The 21,550-nt window shown below is 73.7% G+C and carries 21 protein-coding genes; 14 read left to right on the top strand and 7 right to left on the bottom strand.

Features of this window, described 5'->3' with window-relative positions; translation table 11 throughout:
* Positions 1–759: exodeoxyribonuclease VII large subunit (gene xseA, locus LWC33_RS25775; protein WP_233307255.1), on the top strand; the 759-nt coding region annotated here is incomplete at its 5' end.
* Positions 752–970 carry an exodeoxyribonuclease VII small subunit gene (locus LWC33_RS25770; protein ID WP_233307254.1) on the top strand — a complete coding sequence of 73 codons (219 nt, stop codon included), beginning with the start codon at positions 752–754 and terminating at the stop codon, positions 968–970. The genes xseA and LWC33_RS25770, both read left to right, overlap by 8 nt.
* Before the next feature lie 34 nt (positions 971–1,004).
* Here the strand turns inward: LWC33_RS25770 and LWC33_RS25765 are convergent, their stop codons facing one another.
* Positions 1,005–1,646 (bottom strand): DUF4245 domain-containing protein, encoded by a 642-nt coding sequence (locus LWC33_RS25765; protein WP_233307253.1) that lies wholly within the window; start codon positions 1,644–1,646, stop codon positions 1,005–1,007.
* Between the two features lie 192 nt (positions 1,647–1,838).
* Here LWC33_RS25765 and glpX point away from each other — a divergent pair, with 192 nt between their 5' ends.
* Entirely contained in the window at positions 1,839–2,888 is a 1,050-nt protein-coding gene (glpX, locus tag LWC33_RS25760) for a class II fructose-bisphosphatase (protein ID WP_233307252.1), read from the top strand.
* A gap of 289 nt (positions 2,889–3,177) precedes the next feature.
* Here the strand turns inward: glpX and LWC33_RS25755 are convergent, their stop codons facing one another.
* Positions 3,178–3,951: a helix-turn-helix transcriptional regulator gene (locus LWC33_RS25755; protein ID WP_233307251.1), complete on the bottom strand. Its 774-nt coding sequence runs from the start codon at positions 3,949–3,951 to the stop codon at positions 3,178–3,180.
* A 205-nt stretch (positions 3,952–4,156) separates the two neighbouring features.
* Here LWC33_RS25755 and LWC33_RS25750 point away from each other — a divergent pair, with 205 nt between their 5' ends.
* The gene (locus LWC33_RS25750; protein ID WP_233307250.1) at positions 4,157–5,575 is read left to right on the top strand and encodes a class II fumarate hydratase; all 1,419 of its coding nucleotides are present in this window, start codon (positions 4,157–4,159) and stop codon (positions 5,573–5,575) included.
* Between the two features lie 24 nt (positions 5,576–5,599).
* Here the strand turns inward: LWC33_RS25750 and LWC33_RS25745 are convergent, their stop codons facing one another.
* On the bottom strand, positions 5,600–6,352 hold the full coding sequence (locus LWC33_RS25745) for a helix-turn-helix transcriptional regulator (RefSeq protein WP_233307249.1): 753 nt from the start codon (positions 6,350–6,352) through the stop codon (positions 5,600–5,602).
* Between the two features lie 328 nt (positions 6,353–6,680).
* Between LWC33_RS25745 and LWC33_RS25740 the strand changes: the two genes are divergently transcribed.
* Genes LWC33_RS25740 through LWC33_RS25725 form a run of 4 tightly spaced genes read left to right on the top strand, consistent with a single transcriptional unit; the run spans position 6,681 to position 10,599 of the window.
* A complete protein-coding gene (locus tag LWC33_RS25740; protein WP_233307248.1) occupies positions 6,681–7,838 on the top strand; it encodes an ABC transporter substrate-binding protein in 1,158 nt (385 codons plus the stop codon).
* A gap of 16 nt (positions 7,839–7,854) precedes the next feature.
* Complete coding sequence (locus LWC33_RS25735; RefSeq protein WP_233307247.1) at positions 7,855–8,763, top strand: ABC transporter permease; 909 nt, start codon at positions 7,855–7,857, stop codon at positions 8,761–8,763.
* Positions 8,760–9,575, top strand: coding sequence for an ABC transporter permease (locus tag LWC33_RS25730; RefSeq protein ID WP_233307246.1), 816 nt, complete (start codon positions 8,760–8,762; stop codon positions 9,573–9,575). Before LWC33_RS25735 ends, LWC33_RS25730 begins: the two co-directional genes overlap by 4 nt.
* 28 nt (positions 9,576–9,603) lie before the next feature.
* Complete coding sequence (locus LWC33_RS25725) at positions 9,604–10,599, top strand: ABC transporter ATP-binding protein (protein ID WP_233307245.1); 996 nt, start codon at positions 9,604–9,606, stop codon at positions 10,597–10,599.
* 32 nt (positions 10,600–10,631) lie between these two features.
* Here the strand turns inward: LWC33_RS25725 and LWC33_RS25720 are convergent, their stop codons facing one another.
* Genes LWC33_RS25720 through LWC33_RS25705 form a run of 4 tightly spaced genes read right to left on the bottom strand, consistent with a single transcriptional unit; the run spans position 10,632 to position 14,705 of the window.
* Positions 10,632–11,633, bottom strand: coding sequence for a helix-turn-helix transcriptional regulator (locus LWC33_RS25720; RefSeq protein WP_233307244.1), 1,002 nt, complete (start codon positions 11,631–11,633; stop codon positions 10,632–10,634).
* A 52-nt stretch (positions 11,634–11,685) separates the two neighbouring features.
* Complete coding sequence (locus tag LWC33_RS25715; protein WP_233307243.1) at positions 11,686–12,651, bottom strand: NADPH:quinone oxidoreductase family protein; 966 nt, start codon at positions 12,649–12,651, stop codon at positions 11,686–11,688.
* A gap of 36 nt (positions 12,652–12,687) precedes the next feature.
* Complete coding sequence (locus LWC33_RS25710; RefSeq protein ID WP_233307242.1) at positions 12,688–14,040, bottom strand: phosphotransferase family protein; 1,353 nt, start codon at positions 14,038–14,040, stop codon at positions 12,688–12,690.
* Positions 14,037–14,705 carry a TetR-type transcription factor C-terminal domain-containing protein gene (locus tag LWC33_RS25705; protein ID WP_233307241.1) on the bottom strand — a complete coding sequence of 223 codons (669 nt, stop codon included), beginning with the start codon at positions 14,703–14,705 and terminating at the stop codon, positions 14,037–14,039. Before LWC33_RS25705 ends, LWC33_RS25710 begins: the two co-directional genes overlap by 4 nt.
* Positions 14,706–14,834: 129 nt before the next feature.
* On the opposite strand from LWC33_RS25705, the gene LWC33_RS25700 reads away from it, so the two are divergent.
* The 6 genes from LWC33_RS25700 to LWC33_RS25675 all read left to right on the top strand — a co-directional run bounded on the left by LWC33_RS25700 (position 14,835) and on the right by LWC33_RS25675 (position 21,490).
* The gene (locus tag LWC33_RS25700; RefSeq protein ID WP_233307240.1) at positions 14,835–16,070 is read left to right on the top strand and encodes a CaiB/BaiF CoA transferase family protein; all 1,236 of its coding nucleotides are present in this window, start codon (positions 14,835–14,837) and stop codon (positions 16,068–16,070) included.
* Entirely contained in the window at positions 16,067–16,876 is an 810-nt protein-coding gene (locus LWC33_RS25695) for an enoyl-CoA hydratase/isomerase family protein (protein ID WP_233307239.1), read from the top strand. Before LWC33_RS25700 ends, LWC33_RS25695 begins: the two co-directional genes overlap by 4 nt.
* A complete protein-coding gene (locus LWC33_RS25690) occupies positions 16,877–17,797 on the top strand; it encodes an amidohydrolase family protein (RefSeq protein ID WP_233307238.1) in 921 nt (306 codons plus the stop codon).
* 2 nt (positions 17,798–17,799) lie between these two features.
* Positions 17,800–19,317, top strand: coding sequence for a class I adenylate-forming enzyme family protein (locus tag LWC33_RS25685; RefSeq protein WP_233307237.1), 1,518 nt, complete (start codon positions 17,800–17,802; stop codon positions 19,315–19,317).
* A gap of 275 nt (positions 19,318–19,592) precedes the next feature.
* Positions 19,593–19,982 (top strand): DUF485 domain-containing protein, encoded by a 390-nt coding sequence (locus tag LWC33_RS25680; protein ID WP_233307236.1) that lies wholly within the window; start codon positions 19,593–19,595, stop codon positions 19,980–19,982.
* Positions 19,979–21,490: a solute symporter family protein gene (locus LWC33_RS25675; RefSeq protein WP_233307235.1), complete on the top strand. Its 1,512-nt coding sequence runs from the start codon at positions 19,979–19,981 to the stop codon at positions 21,488–21,490. Before LWC33_RS25680 ends, LWC33_RS25675 begins: the two co-directional genes overlap by 4 nt.
* Positions 21,491–21,550 lie beyond the last annotated feature (60 nt).

The raw sequence follows: 21,550 nt of genomic DNA, 5'->3' as shown, positions 1-21,550 counted from the left end.
GTCGTCAGCAACGCCCAGGCCCGCTGGCCCGCCGTGGAGTTCCGGATCGAGAACACCGCCACCCAGGGCGGACTCGCCGTCGCGCAGATCCTCGAGGCACTGGGGATCCTCGACCGGGACCCGGCGGTCGACGTGATCGTGCTCGCCCGCGGCGGCGGCAGCGTCGAGGACCTGCTGCCCTTCTCCGACGAGACGCTGTGCCGCGCGGTGGCCGCGTGCCGCACGCCGGTGGTGTCGGCGATCGGGCACGAGCCGGACACGCCGCTCGTCGACCACGTGGCCGACCTGCGGTGCTCCACGCCCACCGAGGCGGGCCGCCGGCTGGTGCCCGACCTCGCCGAGGAGATCGCGCGGATCACCGGGCTGCGCGACCGCGGCCGGCGCGCGCTGCACGGCTGGGTCGACCGCGAGCAGCGGCTGCTCGACGCGTTGCGGGCCCGGCCCGTGCTCGCCGACCCGTTGCGGGACATGGCCCGTCGGCACGAGGAGCTGGAACGCCTGCGGACGGCGACCCGTGCGGCCGTCGAGCGGCGGGTGGAGCGGGACGGCACGGAGATCGCGCACCTGCGGGCCCGCCTCACCGCGCTGGGCCCGGCCGCGACGCTGGCCCGTGGCTACGCGATCGTCCAGCGGTGGACCGGCGACGAGATCCTGCCGGTGCTGCGCTCGACCGCCGAGGTCGCGCCGGGTGACCGGCTGCGGATCAGGGTCGGCGACGGGACCGTCGGGGCGGCCGTGGAGGATGGCCGCGATGAGTGAGCGTCCCCCGGTGGGCGGGCTCGGCTACGAGCAGGCCCGCGACGAGCTGGTCGAGGTCGTGCGCGCCCTGGAGACGGGCGGGCTGGGCCTCGACGAGACGGTCGCGCTCTGGGAGCGCGGCGAGGCGCTGGCCAAGCGGTGCGAGGAGTGCCTGGCCGGGGCGCGGGAGCGGGTCGAGAAGGTCCTCGCCGACGCCGAGGCCGAGGACTGACCCCGCGGGACGACATCGCGCCCTGGGCAGGAGCTCAGTTCTGCTCGGCGCCCGCGGGAAGGAGCTGCCCGGCAACGGTCGCCTGGGCCAGCGCGGCGAAGTCCGCGTCGGTGCCGCTGCCGGTGATCAGCCAGCGGACCTGCGGGTCGTCCGGCGCCGTCGCGACGCGGAAGGGCTCGCCGCCGTCCTTCTGGTAGGTCACCCACCGCAGTCCGGCGGCGTCGGTCACCCCGGTCCCGGCGAGCGGACCGCCGGCCTCGCTCGCGACGACGGACTCCTCGGCACCGTCGCTCTGTACGAGCCGCAGGTACCTGCCGTCCGGGGCCAGGTACCCGACGCGGACGGCGGTGCCGCCGTCCTGGACGGGGCTGCGGTCGGTGGAGTTGCTCCGCCAGCCCTGCGGGACCGCCGGGACGCGCAGCGGGAACTCGGAGGCCCGCGCGAAGTCGGCCAGCTCGGCCGGCGCGTCGATCGTCGGCGCGGTGCCCGAGTCGATGGTCGGGCCGCCGGGGGCGAAGGAGCAGGACCGCACGCCGCCGCCGACCGCGACGACCACCAGCAGCACCGCGAGGCACATCAGCATGTCCCGCACGCGCAGCGATCCCCGCGAGGGCTTGCCCGGCGGCGGAGGTCCTGCCGGGGGGCTCTGCGGGGTGGGGGTCGGGTCGGCGCTCACCCCTCCATCGTCCCCCACCGCGTGCGGCGTTGTGCATGGCGTCCGTCGCTCTGCACCCCGTACCGCCTCCGGTTCTGCGAGGATCGGGAACGGATCCCCCGCCGCCGAGCCCGCCGCGCGTGACGGGGCCGGGGGTCGGCCGCGGCGCCGACCCCTGTGATGCGACCGGCACACCCGAGCCAAGGAGGCCCGATGACTGGACCCAAGCCCGAGCGACGCCGCGAGGCCCCGGACCGCAACCTGGCGATGGAGCTGGTGCGGGTCACCGAGGCCGCCGCGATGGCGGCGGGCCGCTGGGTCGGCCGCGGCGACAAGAACGGCGGCGACGGGGCGGCCGTCGACGCCATGCGCCACCTGATCGGGACCGTGTCGATGCGCGGGATCGTCGTGATCGGCGAGGGCGAGAAGGACGAGGCGCCCATGCTCTACAACGGCGAGCAGGTCGGCAACGGCGAGGGCGCCTGGTGCGACGTCGCCGTCGACCCCATCGACGGCACCACCCTGATGGCCAAGGGCATGCCCAACGCCCTGGCCGTGCTCGCCGTCGCCGAGCGGGACGCGATGTTCGACCCGTCGGCCGTGTTCTACATGGAGAAGCTCGCCGTCGGCCCCGACGCCGCGGGCCACATCGACATCACCAAGCCGGTGGGCGACAACATCCGCGCGGTCGCCCGGGCCAAGGAGATCGACGTCCGCGACGTCACGGTCACCATCCTCGACCGCCCCCGCCACGAGCAGCTCGTCAAGGACGTGCGCGACACCGGCGCCCGGATCCGGTTCATCTCCGACGGCGACGTGGCCGGCGCCATCGCCGCGGCCCGTCCGTCCACCGGCGTCGACATGCTCGTCGGCATCGGCGGCACGCCGGAGGGCATCATCGCGGCCGCCGCCCTGAAGTGCATGGGCGGCGAGATCCAGGGCCGGCTCTGGCCCAAGGACGACGAGGAGCGCGCCAAGGCGATCGCCGCCGGGCACGACCTGGACCGCGTACTCACCACGAACGAGCTCGTGACCGGCGAGAACGTGTTCTTCTGCGCCACCGGCGTCACCGACGGGGACCTGCTGCGCGGCGTGCACTACCGCGCCGGCGGCTGCACCACGCAGTCCATCGTCATGCGGTCGAAGTCCGGCACCGTGCGGCTGATCGACGGCTACCACCGGCTCACCAAGCTGCGCGAGTACGCCTCGATCGACTTCGACAGCCCCACCCACGAGGACGTCGAGGCCCCGCCGCTGCCCTGACCGTCACGCCCGCACGGCACCCGCGCCCACCGGCCGGGTGCCGTTCGGGTTCTCAGGAGAGGCTCACGGAGGACGGGCGACGGGATGCCCGGCGCGGGGCCGTGCCCTGCCCCGCGCCGGGTCGGACACCCGATGGGTGCCACCCCTGGGCCGCCGCCCCTTCGACGGCTCGAGCACATCGTGCTCTTCCGCCCCGGACGGGGGCATCGACAACTTTGCGTATCCAGCCGTTCGGCCGAACGAGGGAGGCTCTACGCCTCTCAGGGTCACATCCACTGGGGCCGGTGTCTCAGGCGGCCACCAGCCCCAACCGCTGCGCGGCCAGCACCGCGGTGAGTCGGTCCGCCACCCCGAGCTTGGAGTAGCAGCGCTCCAGGTGCTTGTGGACGGTGCGCTCCGCGATGTCGAGCCGCCGGGCGATCGCCCCCGCGGTCAGCCCCTCGGCGAGCAGCCCCAGCACCGCGCGCTCACGCGGGGTGAGGCGGATGGAGCGGGCGACGGCCCGTCCCGAGGGCGAGGCGTTGCGCAGCGCGGCCGAATAGGCACGGGCCTGGCGGTCGAGGCCGATCAGCAGCTGCCAGATCCGGTCGGCGAGGCGGAGGTCCGCGGCCGTGAAGGGCCGCGCCCGGCCGACCACCAGCACGTGCGTCGCGGCGCCGTTGCGACCGGTCGGCAGGCCGAGCTGCTGCGGCACCCCGCAGTCCCTCGCCAGCGCTGCTCCCTCGCCGTACACGCGCCGGTCCGCGACGGTGGCGGGAACGTCCGCGATCTGCACCGGACGGATGTCCGTGGTGGCCAGGAAGTACTGGGCGATCGGGTTGTCGACGGCGTGGAGGCGCCCCCAGGCCAGCATGTCCTCGCGGTGCCCGCACAGCTCCGCGTCGAACGGATAGATCTCGTCCCCCACCGGGCCCTCGGGCCCGATACCGCCGGTCCCGATCGCCGGCGCATCGAACGTCTCCCGCAGCATTCTCGTGACGCGATCCAGCGGCAGCTCCGTCAGCGGCTCCCGGAGCAGCTCGGCCGTGAACTCCAGCCAGTCCCCGTCGTCACGGTCCCCCATGGCGTCTCGACCCCCTCCGTCGACACCGCCTGCGTAGTGGCTCCGATACGGAGAGCTGATCGTTACCGCTGGACATACCCGGTTCGGCGAATCCGGCCGCCCGGTCCAAGCCTCTCCGCCGGGCGCGCGGACCGGATCCCACGGAGGATGTAATCCCGGTCATCGGACCGAGCGGTAAGGGCACCCTCAGGCGGAGGATGAGGCCATGAGCGACGACGCGGCCGGGGACACCGGCGACTTCCGCATCGAGCACGACACCATGGGCGAGGTCCGGGTCCCGGCGACCGCCCTCTACCGTGCGCAGACCCAGCGTGCGGTCGAGAACTTCCCGATCTCCGGGCGCGGCCTGGAGCGCGCCCAGATCCGCGCACTCGGCCTGGTCAAGGGCGCGGCGGCGCGGGTGAACGGGCGGATCGGCGCGCTCGACGAGAAGCTGGCCGGCGCGATCGCCGACGCCGCCGACGAGGTCGCCGCCGGCGAGCACGACGCGCACTTCCCGGTGGACGTCTTCCAGACCGGCTCCGGCACCTCGTCGAACATGAACGCCAACGAGGTCATCGCGACGCTGGCCACCCGGGCGTCGGGGCAGGACGTGCACCCGAACGACCACGTCAACGCCTCGCAGTCGTCGAACGACGTCTTCCCGACCACGATCCACCTGGCCGCCAGCGAGGCGCTGGCCACGGATGTGGTGCCGGCGCTGGAGCACCTCGCCGCGACGCTGCGCACCCGTGCGGAGGAGTGGGCCGACGTCGTCAAGGCCGGTCGCACGCACCTCATGGACGCCGTGCCGATCACGCTGGGCCAGGAGGCCGGCGGCTGGGCCACGCAGGCCGAGTACGGCGCCGCCCGCGTCCGCGACGTCCTGCCCCGGCTCGGTCAGCTGCCGATCGGCGGCACCGCGGTGGGCACCGGGTTGAACGCGCCGCAGGGCTTCGGTGCGGGCGTCGTCGAGGAGCTGAGGGCCGCGACCGGGCTCGACGCGCTGTCCGAGGCCCCCGACCACATCGAGGCCCAGGGCTCGCGGGACTCGCTGGTGGAGGCGTCGGGGGCGCTGCGCACCGTCGCCGTGTCGCTCTACAAGATCGCGAACGACCTGCGGTGGCTCTCCTCGGGCCCGCGCACCGGGCTCGCCGAGGTGCACCTGCCCGACCTGCAGCCCGGCTCGTCGATCATGCCCGGCAAGGTCAACCCCGTGATCTGCGAGGCCACGATGATGGTGGCGGCGCAGGTCATCGGCAACGACGCGACCGTCGCCTTCTCCGGCAGCCAGGGCAACCTCGAGCTCAACGTGATGATGCCGGTCATGGCACGCAACGTCCTCGAGTCCGCGCGGTTGCTGTCCAACGTGGCCCGGCTGCTCGCCGACAAGGTGGTCGCCGGCGCCGAGGCCGACCTCGACCGCACCCGGGAGTACGCCGAGTCCTCCCCGTCGATCGTCACGCCGCTGAACAAGTACATCGGCTACGAGGAGGCGGCCTCGATCGCCAAGCAGGCGCTGAAGGAGCGCCGCACGATCCGCGAGGTCGTGCTGGAGCGCGGGCACGTGGAGAACGGGAAGCTCACCGAGGAGCAGCTCGACAGCGCGCTCGACGTGCTGCGGATGGCCCGCGGAGGGCGGTAGCCCGACCCTCGGCGCGGGCGGCCGCTAGACCAGGCGCAGCGCCTGGGCACGCAGCACGGCGGAGAGCCGGTCCGTCACGCCGAGCTTCACGTAACAGCGCTCCAGGTGCTTCTGCACGGTGCGCGGGGAGATGTCGAGCCGCCGCGCGATCGTGCCCGCGGTGAGGCCCTGCGCGAGCAGCCCGAGCACGGCCCGCTCACGCGGGGTCAGCGGGATCTCCGCCGTGCCCAGGCCCTTGCCGGCGGTCACCACGGCCAACGCCGTGATCTGCCGTTCCAGCCCGGTGAGCAGCCGCCACAGCCGTTCGACGAAGGCCTCCTCGGCCGGGGACCACGGCTCGGGCCGGCCGAGCACGAAGGACCGGCTCAGCCTGGGGGTCGCGCGCAGCGGCAGCGAGAGCTGGTTCGGCGCGGCGCATGACTCGGCCAGGTCGCGGCCGCCGTCGCTGTTCCACCGGTCCGTGTACTCGGCCGGGACGGCCAGGGTCTGGCGCGGCACCCAGAGCCCGGAGGCGAGGTGGAAGCGCAGCAGCGGGTGCTCGGCGGGCGCCCGGTACGCGCTCCACTCGGCCAGCTCGGCGAAGTGCTCGCCGAGCCCGCCGTCGAGCCAGACGTGGCGCAGCGGCTCGTCGGGCACGACCTCGCTGTAGGTGACCCCGGCGGTCTCGAAGGTGCGGGCGACCGCCTCGGCCAGCCGGTTCACCGGCATCTCGACCAGCGGCTCGGCCATCAGTGCGGCGACGAGCTCCATCCACTCCCGCTCGGCCCGCGTCCCCATCGCCCCTCCTGCTCCGCCCCCGGGGAAGAGCACGCGGCCCCACCCCGTGATGCGCCGCCGCAGACTGTTCGGCCGACGGCGGCGCGGGGTTAACCGGTCACGGCGTCGCGGGCCGGCGATCCCGACGATCTCCCGTCACACCTCGGTAACGGCCCTCCCTGCGGGGCGCCCGGGGGTATAGGTACTTCCTGTGCCGTCGGCCCGACCCTCCCCCGGCCGGACGACCGCGCGCCACCCGATCGACCGCCGACGGCCACCCACCCGTCGCCCGGACGGGTGAGGCTTCGCCGGGCGGCGTGGGCCGCCGGAGATGTGCGTGAGGAGAACGATGGACGTGCGGAAGAGGTGGAGCCGCGCCGGCGCCCTGGCGGCGGGCGTGGCGGCGGTGGCCCTGGCGGCCACGGCGTGTGTGAGCTCGGGCGGTGGCAGCGGCTCGGGCGGCGGCTCCTCCGCGTCCGGCGGCTGGGCCACGGCCACCTCGGCCCAGGCGGGCGGCGGCATGGACGCGCTCCTGCAGGCCGCCAAGCAGGAGGGCCGGCTCAACGTCATCGCGCTCCCGCCGGACTGGGCGAACTACGGCGCGATCATCAAGGCGTTCGGCGACAAGTACGGGATCACCGTGAACTCGGCGAACCCGGAGGGCTCGAGCCAGGACGAGATCAACGCCGTCACCCAGCTCGGCTCCCAGGACCGGGCGCCCGACGTGCTGGACCTCGGCCAGGCCTTCGCCACCGGCAACACCCAGCTGTTCGCGCCGTACCAGGTCGCCACCTGGAACGACGTCCCCGCGGCGAACAAGGACGCGAACGGCGCCTGGGTGAACGACTACGGCGGCTACATCTCGATCGGCTGCAACGCGAAGCTGGTCGCGAACTGCCCCACCACGATCGCGGACCTCGCGAAGCCCGAGTACAAGGGCCAGGTCGCGATCAACGGCGACCCGACGCAGGCGGCGGCCGGGTTCGCGTCCGTCTGGGCCGGCGCGCTGGCCAACGGCGGATCGCTCGACGACATCAACCCCGGCGTGAACTACTTCGGGCAGCTCGCGAAGAGCGGCAACCTGCTCAAGGTCGACCCGAACGCGGCGACGATCGAGAGCGGGCAGACCCCGATCGTCCTGGACTGGGACTACACGAACGTCGCGCAGGCCGAGAAGGTCAAGGCGAGCTTCGAGTGGAAGGTGAACGTGCCCGCCGACGGCCTGTTCGCCGAGTACTACTCGCAGGCGGTCAACAAGAACGCGCCGCACCCGGCCGCCGCCCGGCTCTGGCAGGAGTTCCTGTACTCCGACGAGGGCCAGAACCTGTGGCTGGCCGGCAAGGCCCGTCCGGTCCGCCTGACCCAGATGCAGCAGGCCGGCACCGCCACCCCGGAGCTCGTCGCCGCGCTGCCGCCGGTCCAGGGCACCGCGCAGTACCCGACGCAGGCGCAGACCGACAAGGCCAAGCAGGTGGTCGCCCAGCAGTGGGCGTCGGCCACGGCCTGAGTCCGGCCGTCGCACCGTGACCTCCCTTCTCGACACGCCCACCGCCGCTCCGGACGCGCCCGCCGCGCGCCCGGAGCGGCGGTGGTGCGCCGCGCTGGGCCTGCTGCCCTTCGCGCTCTACTTCCTGGTCTTCCTCGGCGGACCGCTCTACTTCGTGATCAGCGGCGCCTTCACCGACGCCGACGGCCTGCCGACGGTGGGCAACCTCGTCGCCTCCCTGACCTCGCCGCAGTACCTGCTGGCGTTCCGGCAGAGCCTGGTGCTGTCCGCGGTCACGGCGGTGATCGGCGCCGTGTTCGGCACCTTCCTGGCCCAGGCGGTGCTCACGGCCCGGCCGCGGTCGCCGTTGCGCCGCATCGTCTCCACGGCCTCGGGCGTACTCGCCTACTTCGGCGGCGTGCCGCTGGCGTTCGCGTTCATCGCCGCGCTCGGGCAGACCGGGCTGGCGACGGCGTGGCTGCGGTCGGCGGGGCTCGACCTGTACGCGTCGGGTTTCCGGATCGACTCGCTGGCCGGCCTCGCGCTGACCTACGTCTACTTCCAGATCCCGCTCATGGTCATCCTGATCACGCCGGCGCTGGAGGGGCTGCTGCCGCAGTGGCGGGAGGCGGCGGAGAACCTGGGCGCCTCGGCGTGGTCGTACTGGCGGCTGGTGGCGCTGCCGGTGCTGGCGCCCGCCTTCGCCGGCGCCACGCTGGTCCTGTTCGGCAACGCGTTCGCCGCCTATGCCACGGCACTGGCCCTGACCAGCGGTTCCATCCCCCTCGTGCCGACGGCGATCGCGTCGGCGCTGTCCGGCAACGTGCTCGTCGGGCAGGCCAACGTCGGCCTGGCGCTCGGCCTCGACATGGTGGTGGTGATCGCGGTCGTGATGGTCGCCTACCTGTGGCTGCAGCGGCGCGCCGCGCGCTGGAGCCGGCGGTGACGCGGGGGCGGCGCTGGCGGGTCGTCGTGCTCGCCCTGGCCGCGCTGTACTTCCTGATCCCGCTGATCGCGTCGGCCGAGTTCAGCCTCCGTGCGCCCGGCGGCGGCTACGGCGTCGCGAACTACACCCGCATCGCCGAGGACCCGGTCCTGCTCTCCGCCCTGTTCACGTCGCTGCGGATCGCGGTGCTGACCGCCGTGGTCGTGCTGCTGCTGGTGGTCCCGACGGCGGTATGGGTGCGCCTGAGGTTCCCGTCGCTGGCCGCCGTGCTGGAGAGCGCGACGATCCTGCCGATCGTCATCCCGCCGGTGGTGATGGCGGCCGGCATCGCGTTCGTGCAGGCCAACCTGGGCGGCCCGGTGTTCCGGGCCCTGTTCGACTCGTCGACCAGCGCGCTGACGCCCTTCTACGTGATCCTCGCGCTGCCCTTCGCCTACCGGGCCGTGGACAACGGGCTGGCCGCCATCCCGCTGCGGACGCTCGTCGAGGCCGCCCGCAACCTCGGCGCGGGGATGACGACGGCGCTGGTCCGGGTGGTCCTGCCGGCCGTCCGCAGCGCCGTGCTCGGCGCCGCCTTCCTCACCCTGGCGCTGGTGCTGGGCGAGATCGTGATCGCGCGGATCCTGCTCTACACCGACACCTTCCCGATCGCGGTCGTGGAGGTCGGCCGCAGCGCCGCGGGCGTGTCGGTCGCCCTGTCCCTGGCCAGCCTGCTGCTCACCTGGGTGCTGCTGCTGGCCGTGTCGTTCGTGGGTTCGCGCCGGAGGCGGAGCTCGCGGAGCCGACCGTCCGCTCCGAGGCGGAACCCGTGAACCGGTTATCGCTGCCGAGGAGAACACCGTGACCGCTGTGCAGAAGTCCCCCGCGGAGACGGCGACGGACGCCGCCGTCGAGTTCCGCGGGGTGAGCCGGGTGTTCGGCGAGACCCGCGCGCTCGACGGGCTGGACCTCGCGCTGCGCCGCGGCGAGCTGCTCGCGCTGCTCGGGCCGTCCGGCTGCGGCAAGACGACGGCGCTGCGCCTGCTCGCCGGGTTCGACCGGCCGACGAGCGGGGAGATCCGCATCGACGGCACGGACGTCACGGGCGTCCCCGCGAGCAAGCGGGACACCGGGATGGTGTTCCAGGCCTACAGCCTGTTCCCGACGATGACGGCGGCGGAGAACGTCGCGTTCGGGCTGCGGATGCGCAAGGTCGGCGGGGCCGAACGCAGCCGTCGGGCGGCCGAGCTGCTGGAGCTCGTCGGGCTCGGCGACCGTGGCGGTTCCTACCCGCACGAGCTCTCCGGCGGGCAGCAGCAGCGGGTGGCGCTCGCGCGGGCGCTGGCGGTGCGGCCCAGCGTGCTGCTCCTCGACGAGCCGCTCTCCGCGCTCGACGCCCGGGTGCGGGTCCAGCTGCGCGACGAGATCCGCCGGCTGCAGCTCGCCGAGGGGATCACCACGCTCTTCGTCACGCACGACCAGTCCGAGGCGCTCGCCGTCGCCGACCGGGTCGCGGTGCTCAACGCCGGGCGGATGGAGCAGGTCGACGTGCCGCAGGAGGTCTACGCGCGGCCCGCGACCCCGTTCGTCGCCGAGTTCGTGGGCGTGATGAACACCGTCCCGGTCTCGGGGAACCGGATCACCCCGGGCGCGGCGGAGACCGCGCAGGTCCGCCCGGAGGCGCTGCTCGTCGGCGCCCCCGACGGGCTTGCCGGCACCGTGCTGACCAGCACCTTCCTCGGCCCGGTGACCCGGCTGGTGATCCGCACCGAGGTCGGCGAGCTGACCGCCGACGCCGTCACCCGTCCGGGCCTGCCCGGCATCGGCGACGCCACCACGGTCCAGATCAGCGGCTGAGCCAGGCGCGGTGGCTGGTGCTCCCGCACCGCTCACGGCGTGCGCGCGCCGGAGGCCCGGAGGAACCGCTCCCCCCACTCCCGCACCCGGGCGGTCAGCTCGACGGGCGAGCGGATCTCGAACTCCGCGCCGCAGCCGCCGAGGGCGAGCAGCGGCCAGTCGAGATCGTCGGTGGCCATCCGGAGCAGGCAGCGGTCGGGACCGAGCGGCTCGACCGTGGCCCAGCGCCCGAGGTGGGCCAGCCGCTCCGCGGGGGCCTCGACCAGCGCCTCGACGGTGTAGGTGGAAGGGCGGTTGCGGATGCCGGCCTGGACGAAGTCGGCGGCGTCGGCGGTCGGCAGCTCGCGCGGTCGGAACCGGGCCCCGGTGCGGCGCGGCTCGGCGAGCCGGTCGAGCCGGAAGCTGCGCCAGTCGTGCCGGTCCAGGTCGTAGGCCACCAGGTACCAGCGCCGGCCGAGGGGGACGAGCCGGTGCGGCTCGACGTGCCGGAGGCGGAGCGTTCGGAGCCGACCATCGGCACTGCTCGCCGGATCTGCGCCGCGGGCGGTGTAGCCGAACTCGATCCGCTCCGAGTCGCGGCAGGCCTGGGCCACCACGATCAGCGCCTCGGGGTCCAGGGCCTCGGCCCGGGGTGCGCTCCAGGTGCTCGGCACCGTGACCCCGCGCAGCGCGTCGACCCGGCGGCGCAGCCGCGGCGGCATGACCTGCACGACCTTCGTCAGCGCGCGCAGGGCCGGCTCCTCGATCCCGGCCACCGCGCCCTGCGTCGCCGCCTGCATGCCGACGGCCAACGCGACCGCCTCGTCGTCGTCGACGACGAGCGGCGGCAGCGCGGCGCCCGCCGCGAGCTGGTAGCCGCCGTCGACACCCCGGGTCGCCATGACCGGGTACCCGAGCTCGCGGAGCCGGTCGACGTCCCGGCGCAGGGTCCGCACGGACACCTCCAGCCGGGACGCCAGCTCTGGTCCCGGCCAGTACCGATGGGTCTGGAGGAGCGAGAGCAGCCGCAGCGTCCGCGAGCTCGGTGAGGTCACCCGGTCAGTATCCGGCCCATTGCGGCCGGATACTGACCGCATTCCCGCCGGTCTACGGCTCGACGACCGCCTTGCCCAGCACGCCCCGCTCGCCCAGCAGCGCGACGGCCTCGCCCGCCTTCTCCAGCGGGTAGGTCCCGGCGATCGGCGGGTCGACGATCCCGGACTCCAGGTACGGGATCAGCTTGTCCCACTCCGCGCGGGTGTAGCCCTCGCGCGGCATGGCGTAGGCACCCCAGCCGACGCCGCGGACGTCGATGTTGTTGAGCAGCAGCCGGTTCACCTTGACCGTGGGGATCTCGCCCGCGGTGAACCCGATGACGAGCAGCCGGCCGAGCGGGGCGAGGGAGCGCAACGAGTCGGTGAACCGGTCCCCGCCGACGGGGTCGACGACCATGTCGACGCCGGTGCCGCCCGTCAGTTCCTTGACGGCGTCCTTGAACCCGTCCGTCAGCACCGCCTCGTCCGAGCCGACGGACTTCACGAAGTCCGCCTTCTCCTGCGTGGAGACGACCGAGATCACCCGGGCGCCGAGGGCCTTCGCGAGCTGGATCGTGGCGGTGCCGATGCCGCCGGCGGCCCCGTGCACCAGCACGGTCTCGCCCTTCTGCAGCTGGCCGCGCGTGATCAGTGCGAAGGTCATGGTCAGGTAGTTCATCGGCAGGCAGGCGCCCGCGGCGAAACTCACGTTGTCCGGCAACGGGAACACCGACAGCGCCTGAGCCGTCGCCAGCTCCGCGAACGCCCCGGTCGACGTGCTGGCCGCGACCCGGTCGCCCGGGGAGAACTCCGAGCCCTCCGGGGCCTCGCGGACCACGCCCGCCAGCTCACCGCCGAGGGTGAAGGGCAGCTCCGGCTTGTACTGGTACTTGTCCTGCGTGAGCAGCAGGTCCGGGAAGTTGACCCCGGCCGCCTTGACCTCGATCAGCACCTCACCCGGCCCCGCGACCGGGTCCGGCACCTCGCCGATCTCCAGCGCCTGCGGACCGTCCGTGCGGGTCACCCGTGCTGCGCGCATGCATGTCTCCTGTCGTCGCGTTCGTCGTCGAACATGTCAGGTCCTCGGTGGGGGCGCCAGGTACCGCGGGTTCGCCACGGCGACCTGCGCGGTGATCGACGCCCGGACGGCGCCGACGACGTCGGGGCCGTCGGCGGGCAGCGCGCCGTCGCGGATCCGGGCGGCCAGCTCGGCGTCGTCGGTGCAGCCCAGGGCGTGCAGCCGGGCGCGGTGCTCCGCGCGCTGCGCCGGGCCGAGCCGCAGCTCGCGGCGGGCGATCGTGAGCGCGTTGGCCGCCACCTTGGCGAGGTAGGCGGTGCGCGGGTCGGGCGGGGTCAGCTCCTCGCGCAGGAACCCGGTCACGGCCTCGAGCAGCTCGTCGACCGACGGCCGGTCGTGCACCCCGGGCTCCTCGACCGGCACCGGACCGCGCATCGCATCGGCGACGACGGCGGGCTCGGTGAGGCCGAGCGCCAGCAGCGCGTCGTGCTCCGCCTCCGCGATCCGGCGGCCCAGCACGGCCATCTCCACCGACCGCTCGGTCCCGCCGAGGTGCCGTTCGGCCTGGATCCGGCAGATCACCGCCCAGCGAGCGCAGGCGAACGCCTCCCACCAGCGCACCGCCTCCGGATCGGGGCGGGCGCCGGTCGATGCCTCGTACCCGGCGAACAGCTCCTCGCGGGAGCCGTAGCCCCCGACCTCCGGGGCCGCGCCGAACCGCCAGGCCCGCGCGCACACCCAGCCGAGGTCCTCCCGCGGGTCGCCGACGTGGGCGAGCTCCCAGTCGAGCACCGCCCGCACCCCGGTGTCGTCGACGAGCAGGTTGCCGTTGCGGAAGTCGCCGTGCACCAGCGCGGGGGACACCGGGTCGGGGCGGGTGTCGGCGAGGCGGCGGAACACCAGCTCCATCGCGGGCCGGGGCTCGCCGAACGCCGCGTGGGTGTCGCGCAGCAGCGCGAGCGGGTCGGCGTGGTGCTCCAGCCGTGGTGCCTCCGCGGGGTCGACGGCGTGGATACGGCCGAGGATCTCGCCGAACTGCCGCGCCAGCCGCGGCCGGACCGTGGCCCACCGCTCGGAGCGCAGCAGCCGGGGCGGCAGGGTCTCCCCCGCCAGCCGCTCCATCAGCAGGTAGGGGCTGCCGACGCCGTCCGTCCCGTCCCCCGCGGCCAGCAGCTCCGGGATCGGGACGCCGGCGCGGGCGGCCGCGCGGAAGCACTCGGCCTCGCGCGCCATCCCCTCGGGTTCCGGGGCCTCCGGCGGGTCGCGGCGCAGGATCAGGCCGCGCCCGCCGGCGTCGAACGACCAGGTCTCGCGGCTCGCCCCGGCCGACAGCCGGCACAGGTCGGTGACCGGGGCGCCCACCACGCGTCCGAGCGCGGCGGCCAGCGAGTCGGGGACGACGGCCGTCATCGCCGGTACCGCACGGTGTCCAGCGCGAGCTCCTGGTGCCGCACCACGATCTCCCCGGGTCCGAGCGGGCCGCCGGCCCGGTACCAGGAGGCCACGCTGGTGCAGGCGGCGCTCACGAAGCGGGCCGCGTCGGCGGGGTGCTCGGTGCCGAACACCCCGCGCCGCACCCCGTCGCGCACCACCCGGTCGAAGTTGCGCTGCTGGACGTCGCGCTTCGCGACCACGAGCGCCAGCGCCCCCGGCTCGAGGGAGCGCAGCTCGCTGTTGCCGAGCAGGCTCTCCCGCTGCGACTCCAGGTGCACGCGCACGTGCGCCCCCACGACCGCCCGCAGCCGGTCGGCCGGGTCCTCGCCGGCGAGGTCGAGCGCCTCCTCGGTCGCGGCGATCAGGACGTCCAGCCCCCGGTCCAGCATCGTCGCGAGCAGGCCGTGCTTGGAGGTGAAGTGGTGGTAGAGGACGGCCGGGCTGGTGCCCGCGGCCGCGGCGATGTCGCGCACCGAGGTCCCGTGGTAGCCGTGCACGGACATGACCTCGACCGCCGCGGCGATCAGCGCGCCCGCCGTCGGCTCGTCGCCCGGCAGCACGAGCGTGGTGGGTGACAGCCCCTCCCCGGGGCTCCCGCGGCGCGCCCCGGCGGGCGCGACCGGCTTCTCGGCGCTGACCATGCGGTCCACCCTAACCGCTCTGAACGAGCGTTCAAAGCACTGTTGACGAAGCTGGTGAGTCGTCCTAACGTGCGCTGAACGAGCGTTCGGCGACAGGCCGGACCCGGGCACCGACGGAGGTGCGATCCCATGGCCGGTCCCTACGCGGGGTTGAGGGTCTTCGATCTCAGCCACGTGATCGCCGGGCCGTTCTGCACGCGCATGCTGGCCGACCTGGGCGCCGACGTGATCCGCGTCGAGCAGCCCACGGGCGACCTGATGCGGGCGCTGCCGGTGGCCGTCGGCGACCCGGAGGACCACGTCTCCAGCGCCTACGCCCAGTACAACACGGGTAAGCGGTCGATCGGCCTGAACCTCAAGGACCCGCGCGGGCTCGACCTGGCGCTGCGGCTCGCGGACTGGGCCGACGTCGTGGTCGAGAACTTCGCGCCCGGGGTCCTGGGCCGGCTCGGCCTCGGCTGGGACGTGCTGCACGCCCGCGACCCGCGCACGATCCTCTGCTCGCTGTCCACCTTCGGCGCCGAGGGCCCCTACTCGCACCTGTCCGGGTTCGGGCTGGTCGCCGAGGCGTACTCGGGGCTGATGTCGCTGACCGGCGAGGAGGGCGGGCCGCCGATGCACTTCGGCACCGCGCTCGCCGACGTCAACTCGGCGGTGCACGCGCTCGCCGCGATCGGCGCCGCCCTGCACCACCGGTCGAGCACCGGGCAGGGCAGCCACGTCGACATCTCGGCCTTCGACTCCCTCTTCGCCATGATCGACCAGCAGCCGGCCGCCGGCGCCGTCACCGGCGGCGAGGCGGTGCGCGGCAAGTACGGCAACCGGCACACCACGAGCGTGCCCTCGGGGGTCGCGACCTGTGCCGACGGCACGCACCTCGCCTACGGCATGAGCGGCGACGTCTTCTTCGCACGGCTGGTGAAGGCCATGGACGCGCCGGAGCTGCAGGAGGAGTACGGCACCGTCGCCCAGCGCGTCGGCAACCCGGGACCGCTCTACGACCGCATCGAGGCCTGGGCGGCCACCTGGCCCACGGCCGACGCGCTGGTCGAGCACCTCGTCGCGCACGGGCTCTCCGCGGCCCGGGTCCGCACCGTGCGGGAGAACCTCGCCGACCCGCACCTCGTCGCCCGCGGCACGCTCAGCCCGGTCCGGCAGCCGGGGCACGGCGAGGTCCTCCTGCAGACCGCGCCGTACCGCTTCTCCGGGTCCGAGGTCCGCCCGGGGCGACCCGCCGGACCGATCGCCGCCGACACCGCCGACGTCCTCGCCGACGTGCTCGGCCTCGACGACGCGGCGGTCACGGCCCTCTTCGACGACGGGGCCGTCCACGGCCCCCACGACACAGGGAAAGGAGCCCGATGACCGTCACGCTCGACCGGAACGCCGACGGCACGATCGCGACCCTCAGGTTCGCGAGCGACCACCCGATGAACGTCTTCACAGTCGACACGCTGGAGGCGCTGCGGGAGAAGGTGGCCGAGGTCGCGGCGGACCGCGCCGTCCGCGTCCTGGTGCTCACCGGCAAGGACACCGTCTTCTCCGGCGGCGCCGACCTGGGCTACCTCGGGTCGCTCGACGACGACGCCTACAAGCACTACATCGCCACCGAGTACACGCTGTTCGCCGAGGTGGAGGACCTGCCGCTGATCACCGTCGCGGCGCTCGCGGGGCCCTGCGTCGGGAACGCGACCGAGCTGGCGCTGGCCTGTGACTTCCGGATCTGCACGCCGGACGTCCGGATCGGGCTGCCGGAGATGAAGGTCGGCTTCGTCTCCCCCGCCCAGCGCCTCACCGCCTACGTCGGCATCGGCAAGGCCAAGGAGCTGATCTACGGCGGCCGGCTGGTGCCCGCCGCGGAGGCGCTCGAGCTGGGCCTGGTCACCACGGTGGCGGACGACCTCGCCGCCGAGGTCGAGAAGGCATCGCAGCGGTACGCCGCGTACTCCGCGTACGCCCTGCCGCTCACCAAGCTGGGCATCCACCGCTGCTACGGCCTGGCCGGCGACGGACCCAGCCGGGCCTACGACGCCGAGGAGCAGGCCGCGGCGTTCGCCACCTTCCGCGGGCCGGACTACGCCGAGGGCGCGGCGGCGGCGCTCGAGGGCCGCCGGCCACGGTTCACCGCGCAGCGTCCCGCGTCGACCGACGAGATCCTGAAGGGCGAGTAGATGATCGTCGACTTCCTGGCGGGCGCCGTGCCCGACGAGGACGCGTTCACCCTCTCCGAGGCCGTCACGAACGGCCGGCTGCGCGGCTACGCCGAGCACTTCGGCGGCACCGTGAAGCCCGCCCGCACCCACGCCGAGGTCACCGAGCGCTGGCAGGCGGCCCGGGATGCGGCCCGGGAGCGGGTGCCCTCCGAGGAGGACTTCCTCCGGATGCTCACCGATGGCGGGATCGGTCTCGCCGGCGTCTACACCGAGTCCTTCGGCTCCCGGCTGGGCGTGCCGACCGCGGACAACGGCGTGGTCGCGGACTTCGTGAAGCGGCACTCCGACAAGGTCGTCGGCTTCGGCGGCGTGGACCCGTGGGAGATCGACGCGGCCCGGACCGTCGACGAGGCCGTCGAGCTGGGGCTGTCCGGGGTCGTGCTGTCCCCGTTCAAGCAGCAGCTCCTGCCGGACGACCCGCGGATGGCCCGGGTCTACGGCCGCTGCGAGGCCCTCGGCGTCCCCGTCCTGCTGCACACCGGGATCAACTGGTCGCTCGACGCCGCCTACGACGTGGGGCACCCGCGGTACATCGACGCCGTCGCCACGGCGTTCCCCGACCTGAAGCTCGTCGCGCTGCACGCGGCGTGGCCGTGGGTCGAGGACATGATGATGGTGACCTGGCGGCACGACAACGTGTACGTCGACCTGTCCGCCCACCGCCCGCGGACCTTCACCCGGCCGAACTCGGGTTGGGAGCCCCTGCTGCAGTTCGGCAACCGGCAGCTCGCCGACAAGGTCCTCTTCGCCTCGACCTGGACGCTGCTCGGCATCCCGCCCGCCGACCTGGTCGCCGAGGTCCGCGCGCTCCCGCTGAAGGACGACGTCATGGACAAGTGGCTGGGCGGCAACGCCCTCCGCCTCCTCGGGAGGGGGTAGCGGTGCTGGTCTCCGACATCATCCGGAACAACGCCCGGGCGCGCGGCGGCTCCGTCGCGCTCGTCGTCGACGGGCGCGAGATCACCTACGCGGCCCTGCAGGAGCTCGTCGAGGAGACCGCGGGGGCCCTGACGGCCCGCGGGATCGGCTACGGCGACCGGGTCGCGGTGCTGGCGAAGAACAGCCTGGAGTACGTCCAGCTCTACTTCGCCACCGCGTCGCTCGGCGCGATCCTCGTGCCGCTCAACTTCTGGCACCGCGGTGCCGAGCACGCCTACACGATCGGCGACTCCGAGCCGGCACTGTGGTTCGTCGAGGCGCAGTACGACGAGGTGTCGCAGGAGGCCCGCGCTGCGCACCCGGACCTGCCGGTGCTGCGGATCCCGGGGCCCGAGGGCGACCGCGCCGACTGGGACGCCTTCAGCGCCGCCGCCGTCGACGTGCCGACCGTGACGGTCGACGAGCGCGACCCGCACATGATCCTCTACACCTCGGGGACCACGGGGAAGCCCAAGGGCGCCATGCTCTCCCACCGCCGGACCGTCGACGACGGGCTGGCCATGGCGGCCACGCTGCGGGTGCACGACCGCGACGTCTTCATGAACTACTTCCCGCCCTTCCACGTGGGCAACTGGGACCACATGAAGCCGTTCCTGATCATGGGCGCCACGGTCATCCTGCTGCGCGAGTTCGATCCCGACGTGGTGCTGGACCTCCTCCCGCGCCACCGGGTCTCGGTGATCCTCGGGGTGCCGACGATGCTGCACGCGCTGATCACGCACGAGCGCTTCCCGGCGACGGACACCTCGTCCGTCCGGCTGCTCTACTACGGCGCCTACGACCCCAGCGGGATCATGGACCGCACCGCCGACGCCTTCGGCGCCCGCGAGGGCAAGGTGCAGTTCGCGCACACCTACGGCCTCACCGAGGGCGGCCCGTTCGTCACCTGGTGCCCGCCGGAGGACGTCTTCGACCGCTGGGGCTCGATCGGGCGCGCCATGCCCGGCGTCGACGTCGCCCTGCTCGACGACGACGGCAACGAGGTCCCGCCCGGCGAGCCCGGCGAGATCTGCGTCCGGGGCCCGCGGATGAGCGGGTACTGGCGCAACGAGGAGGCCTCGAAGACCGCCCTCGCCGGCGGCCGGCTGCACACCGGCGACATCGCCGTGGCCGACGCCGACGGCTTCCTCACCATCGTCGACCGCAAGAAGGACATGATCCGCTCGGGCGGCCAGAACGTGTGGTCGAAGGAGGTCGAGGACTGCCTGGCGAAGCACCCGGGCGTCGCCGACGCAGCGGTGATCGGCCTGCCGGACCCGGTGTACGAGGAGCAGGTGGTCGCGGTCGTCGTGCCGAAGGGCGAGCCCTCGGAGACCCTCGCCGCCGAGCTCACCGCGTTCGTGAAGGAGCGGCTGGCGGGCTACAACACCCCCAAGCAGGTCCACTTCGTCGACGAGTTCCCCCGCACCGCCGTCGGCAAGATCCAGAAGCACGTGCTCCGGGAGAGGTTCGGGGCCTGACCCACCCGCGAGTCGGGGGCTCCCGCATCGCGAGTCGGGAGCTCCCGGACCGCGAGTCGGGAGCTCCGGCCCACGGCGGGCGCCCCTGATCACCACGAGCGTGCGGCGGCGGCGATCCGCGCCGCCGTCACGACACACCCATCGCGATCACCCGCCCGGTCCGGGCGGGTCCGCGCCGTGCCCTCCCCACCGGTCGCCGGTGTGGTGCAGCGGCACCGCTCGACGTTCCGCACGACCTCCCGCACGACCCCTGCGACGAATCAGGAGAGGCACCCATGACCGACCACGCCGAGCCGCCATCCCCGGCTCCCGACGCCCCGTCCGCGCGTGCACGCGTCGCCGCCGTCACGGCGACGCCGGCGTTCGCCCAGCTGGTCCGCAGCCGGAATCGCTTCGCCGTCCCCGCGGCGGCGATCGGCTTCGGCGCCTACCTGCTCGTGATCGTGCTGTCCGGCTTCACATCCGTACTCAACGGCAAGGCGGCGGGCCAGTTGAGCTGGACCTTCGTGCTCACCGCGGTGATCTTCCCGCTCGTCTGGCTGCTCTGCGGGCTCTACACCCGGCGGGCCGCGCGGTGGGACGAGCTCGCCGACGGGGCGATCGCGGAGTCCGGCATCGAGGCCCGTGCCACCGCTCCCACCGCCGAGAAGGGGCTGCACCGGTGAGCGCCGACCCGATCACGATCGCGATCTTCGTCGCGGTCATCCTGGTGACCCTGGGCATCACGGCCTGGGCGGGCCGGCGCAACCGCGACGCCGGCTCGCACTACGTGGCGGGCGGGCAGATCACCGGCTGGCAGAACGGCCTGGCGATCTGCGGCGACCTGCTCTCCGCCTCGACCTTCCTCGGCGTGGCGGGCATCCTCGCGCTGCAGGGCGTGTACGGCTTCTACCTCGTCGCGGGCGGGCTCGTCGCCTTCCTGCTGGTCCTGCTGCTCGTGGCCGAGCCGCTGCGCAACCTGGGCCGCTACACGATCGCCGACGTGCTCTCGAGCCGCTTCCGCTCGAAGGGCGTCCGCGCGGTGATGGCGGTGAACACCCTGGTGGTCACGGTCTTCTACATGATCGCCCAGCTGGTCGGCGCGGGCGTGCTGATCAGCCTGCTGATCGACGTGCCGTACTGGGTCGCGGTGATCGTCGTCGGCGTGCTGATGGCCGTCTACATCACCGTCGGCGGCATGCTCGCCACCACGTGGATCCAGATCGTCAAGGCCGTCATGCTGCTCGCCGCGATGGCCCTGCTGGTGGTCCTGGTGCTCGCCCGGTTCGGCTGGAACCCGATGGCGCTGTTCCAGGCGGTGTCCGAGGCCTCGCCGACGGACCTGTTCTCGCGGGCCACCGGCGTCGTCCCGGGGCTGGACCTGCTGTCGGTGGCCGTCGCCCAGGTGCTGGGCACCGCGGCGCTGCCGCACATCCTCATCCGGTTCTTCACCGTGCCCGACGCCAAGGTGGCCCGGAAGTCGATGAGCGTCGCGCTGTGGATCCTCGGCCTGGCGTTCCTCGCGATGCCGTTCATCGGCTACGGCGCGGCGGCGATCGTCGGGCAGGCGCAGGTGGCGGCGGCGAACAAGGCCGGGAACCTGGCCGCGCCGCAGCTGGCCGAGACGCTCGGCGGGCCCGTGCTGTTCGCGGTGATCTCCGCGGTCGCGTTCGCGACGATCCTCGCGGTCGTCGCCGGCCTCGTGATCGCGGGCTCCGGGGCGGTCGCGCACGACATCTACAGCTCGCTCATCCGCAAGGGCAAGGCGTCCGACGCCGAGCAGGTCAAGGCGGGCCGGATCGCGGCGGTGGCCATCGCCGCCGTCTCGATCGTCCTCGCCCTGGGCGCGCAGAACACCAACATCGCGCTCCTGGCGCTGATGGCGGTCGTGGTCGCGGCCAGTGCGAACGTCCCGGTGCTCGTGCTGCTGCTCTTCTGGCGGCGGCTGAACACCACGGGCGTGATCGTCGGGGTGGTGGCCGGCCTGGTCAGCTCGGTCGTCCTGGTGCTCGTCGGACCCGGGGTGATGGGGACGGCGGCGCTCTACCCGCTCTCGTACCCCACGCTCGTGTCGGTGCCGATCGGCTTCCTCGGCTGCTGGCTGGGGACGATCCTCAGCCGGCCGCGCGTCGAGGCGGAGGCGCCCTACGACGAGATGCACGTCCAGGCGATGACCGGGCGCGCGGTCGTCTGACCTGCGGTTCCGGGCCCGTCCGAGGTTTCTCGGGCGGGTCCGGAATTGAGGACAGGATCT

The sequence above is a fragment of the Pseudonocardia terrae genome (assembly GCF_021343995.1).
In the GTDB taxonomy this organism is placed as follows: Bacteria; Actinomycetota; Actinomycetes; order Mycobacteriales; family Pseudonocardiaceae; genus Pseudonocardia; species Pseudonocardia terrae.
The sequence above is the reverse complement of the archived record's forward strand: the minus strand, read 5'-3'. Positions and strand labels throughout refer to the sequence as shown.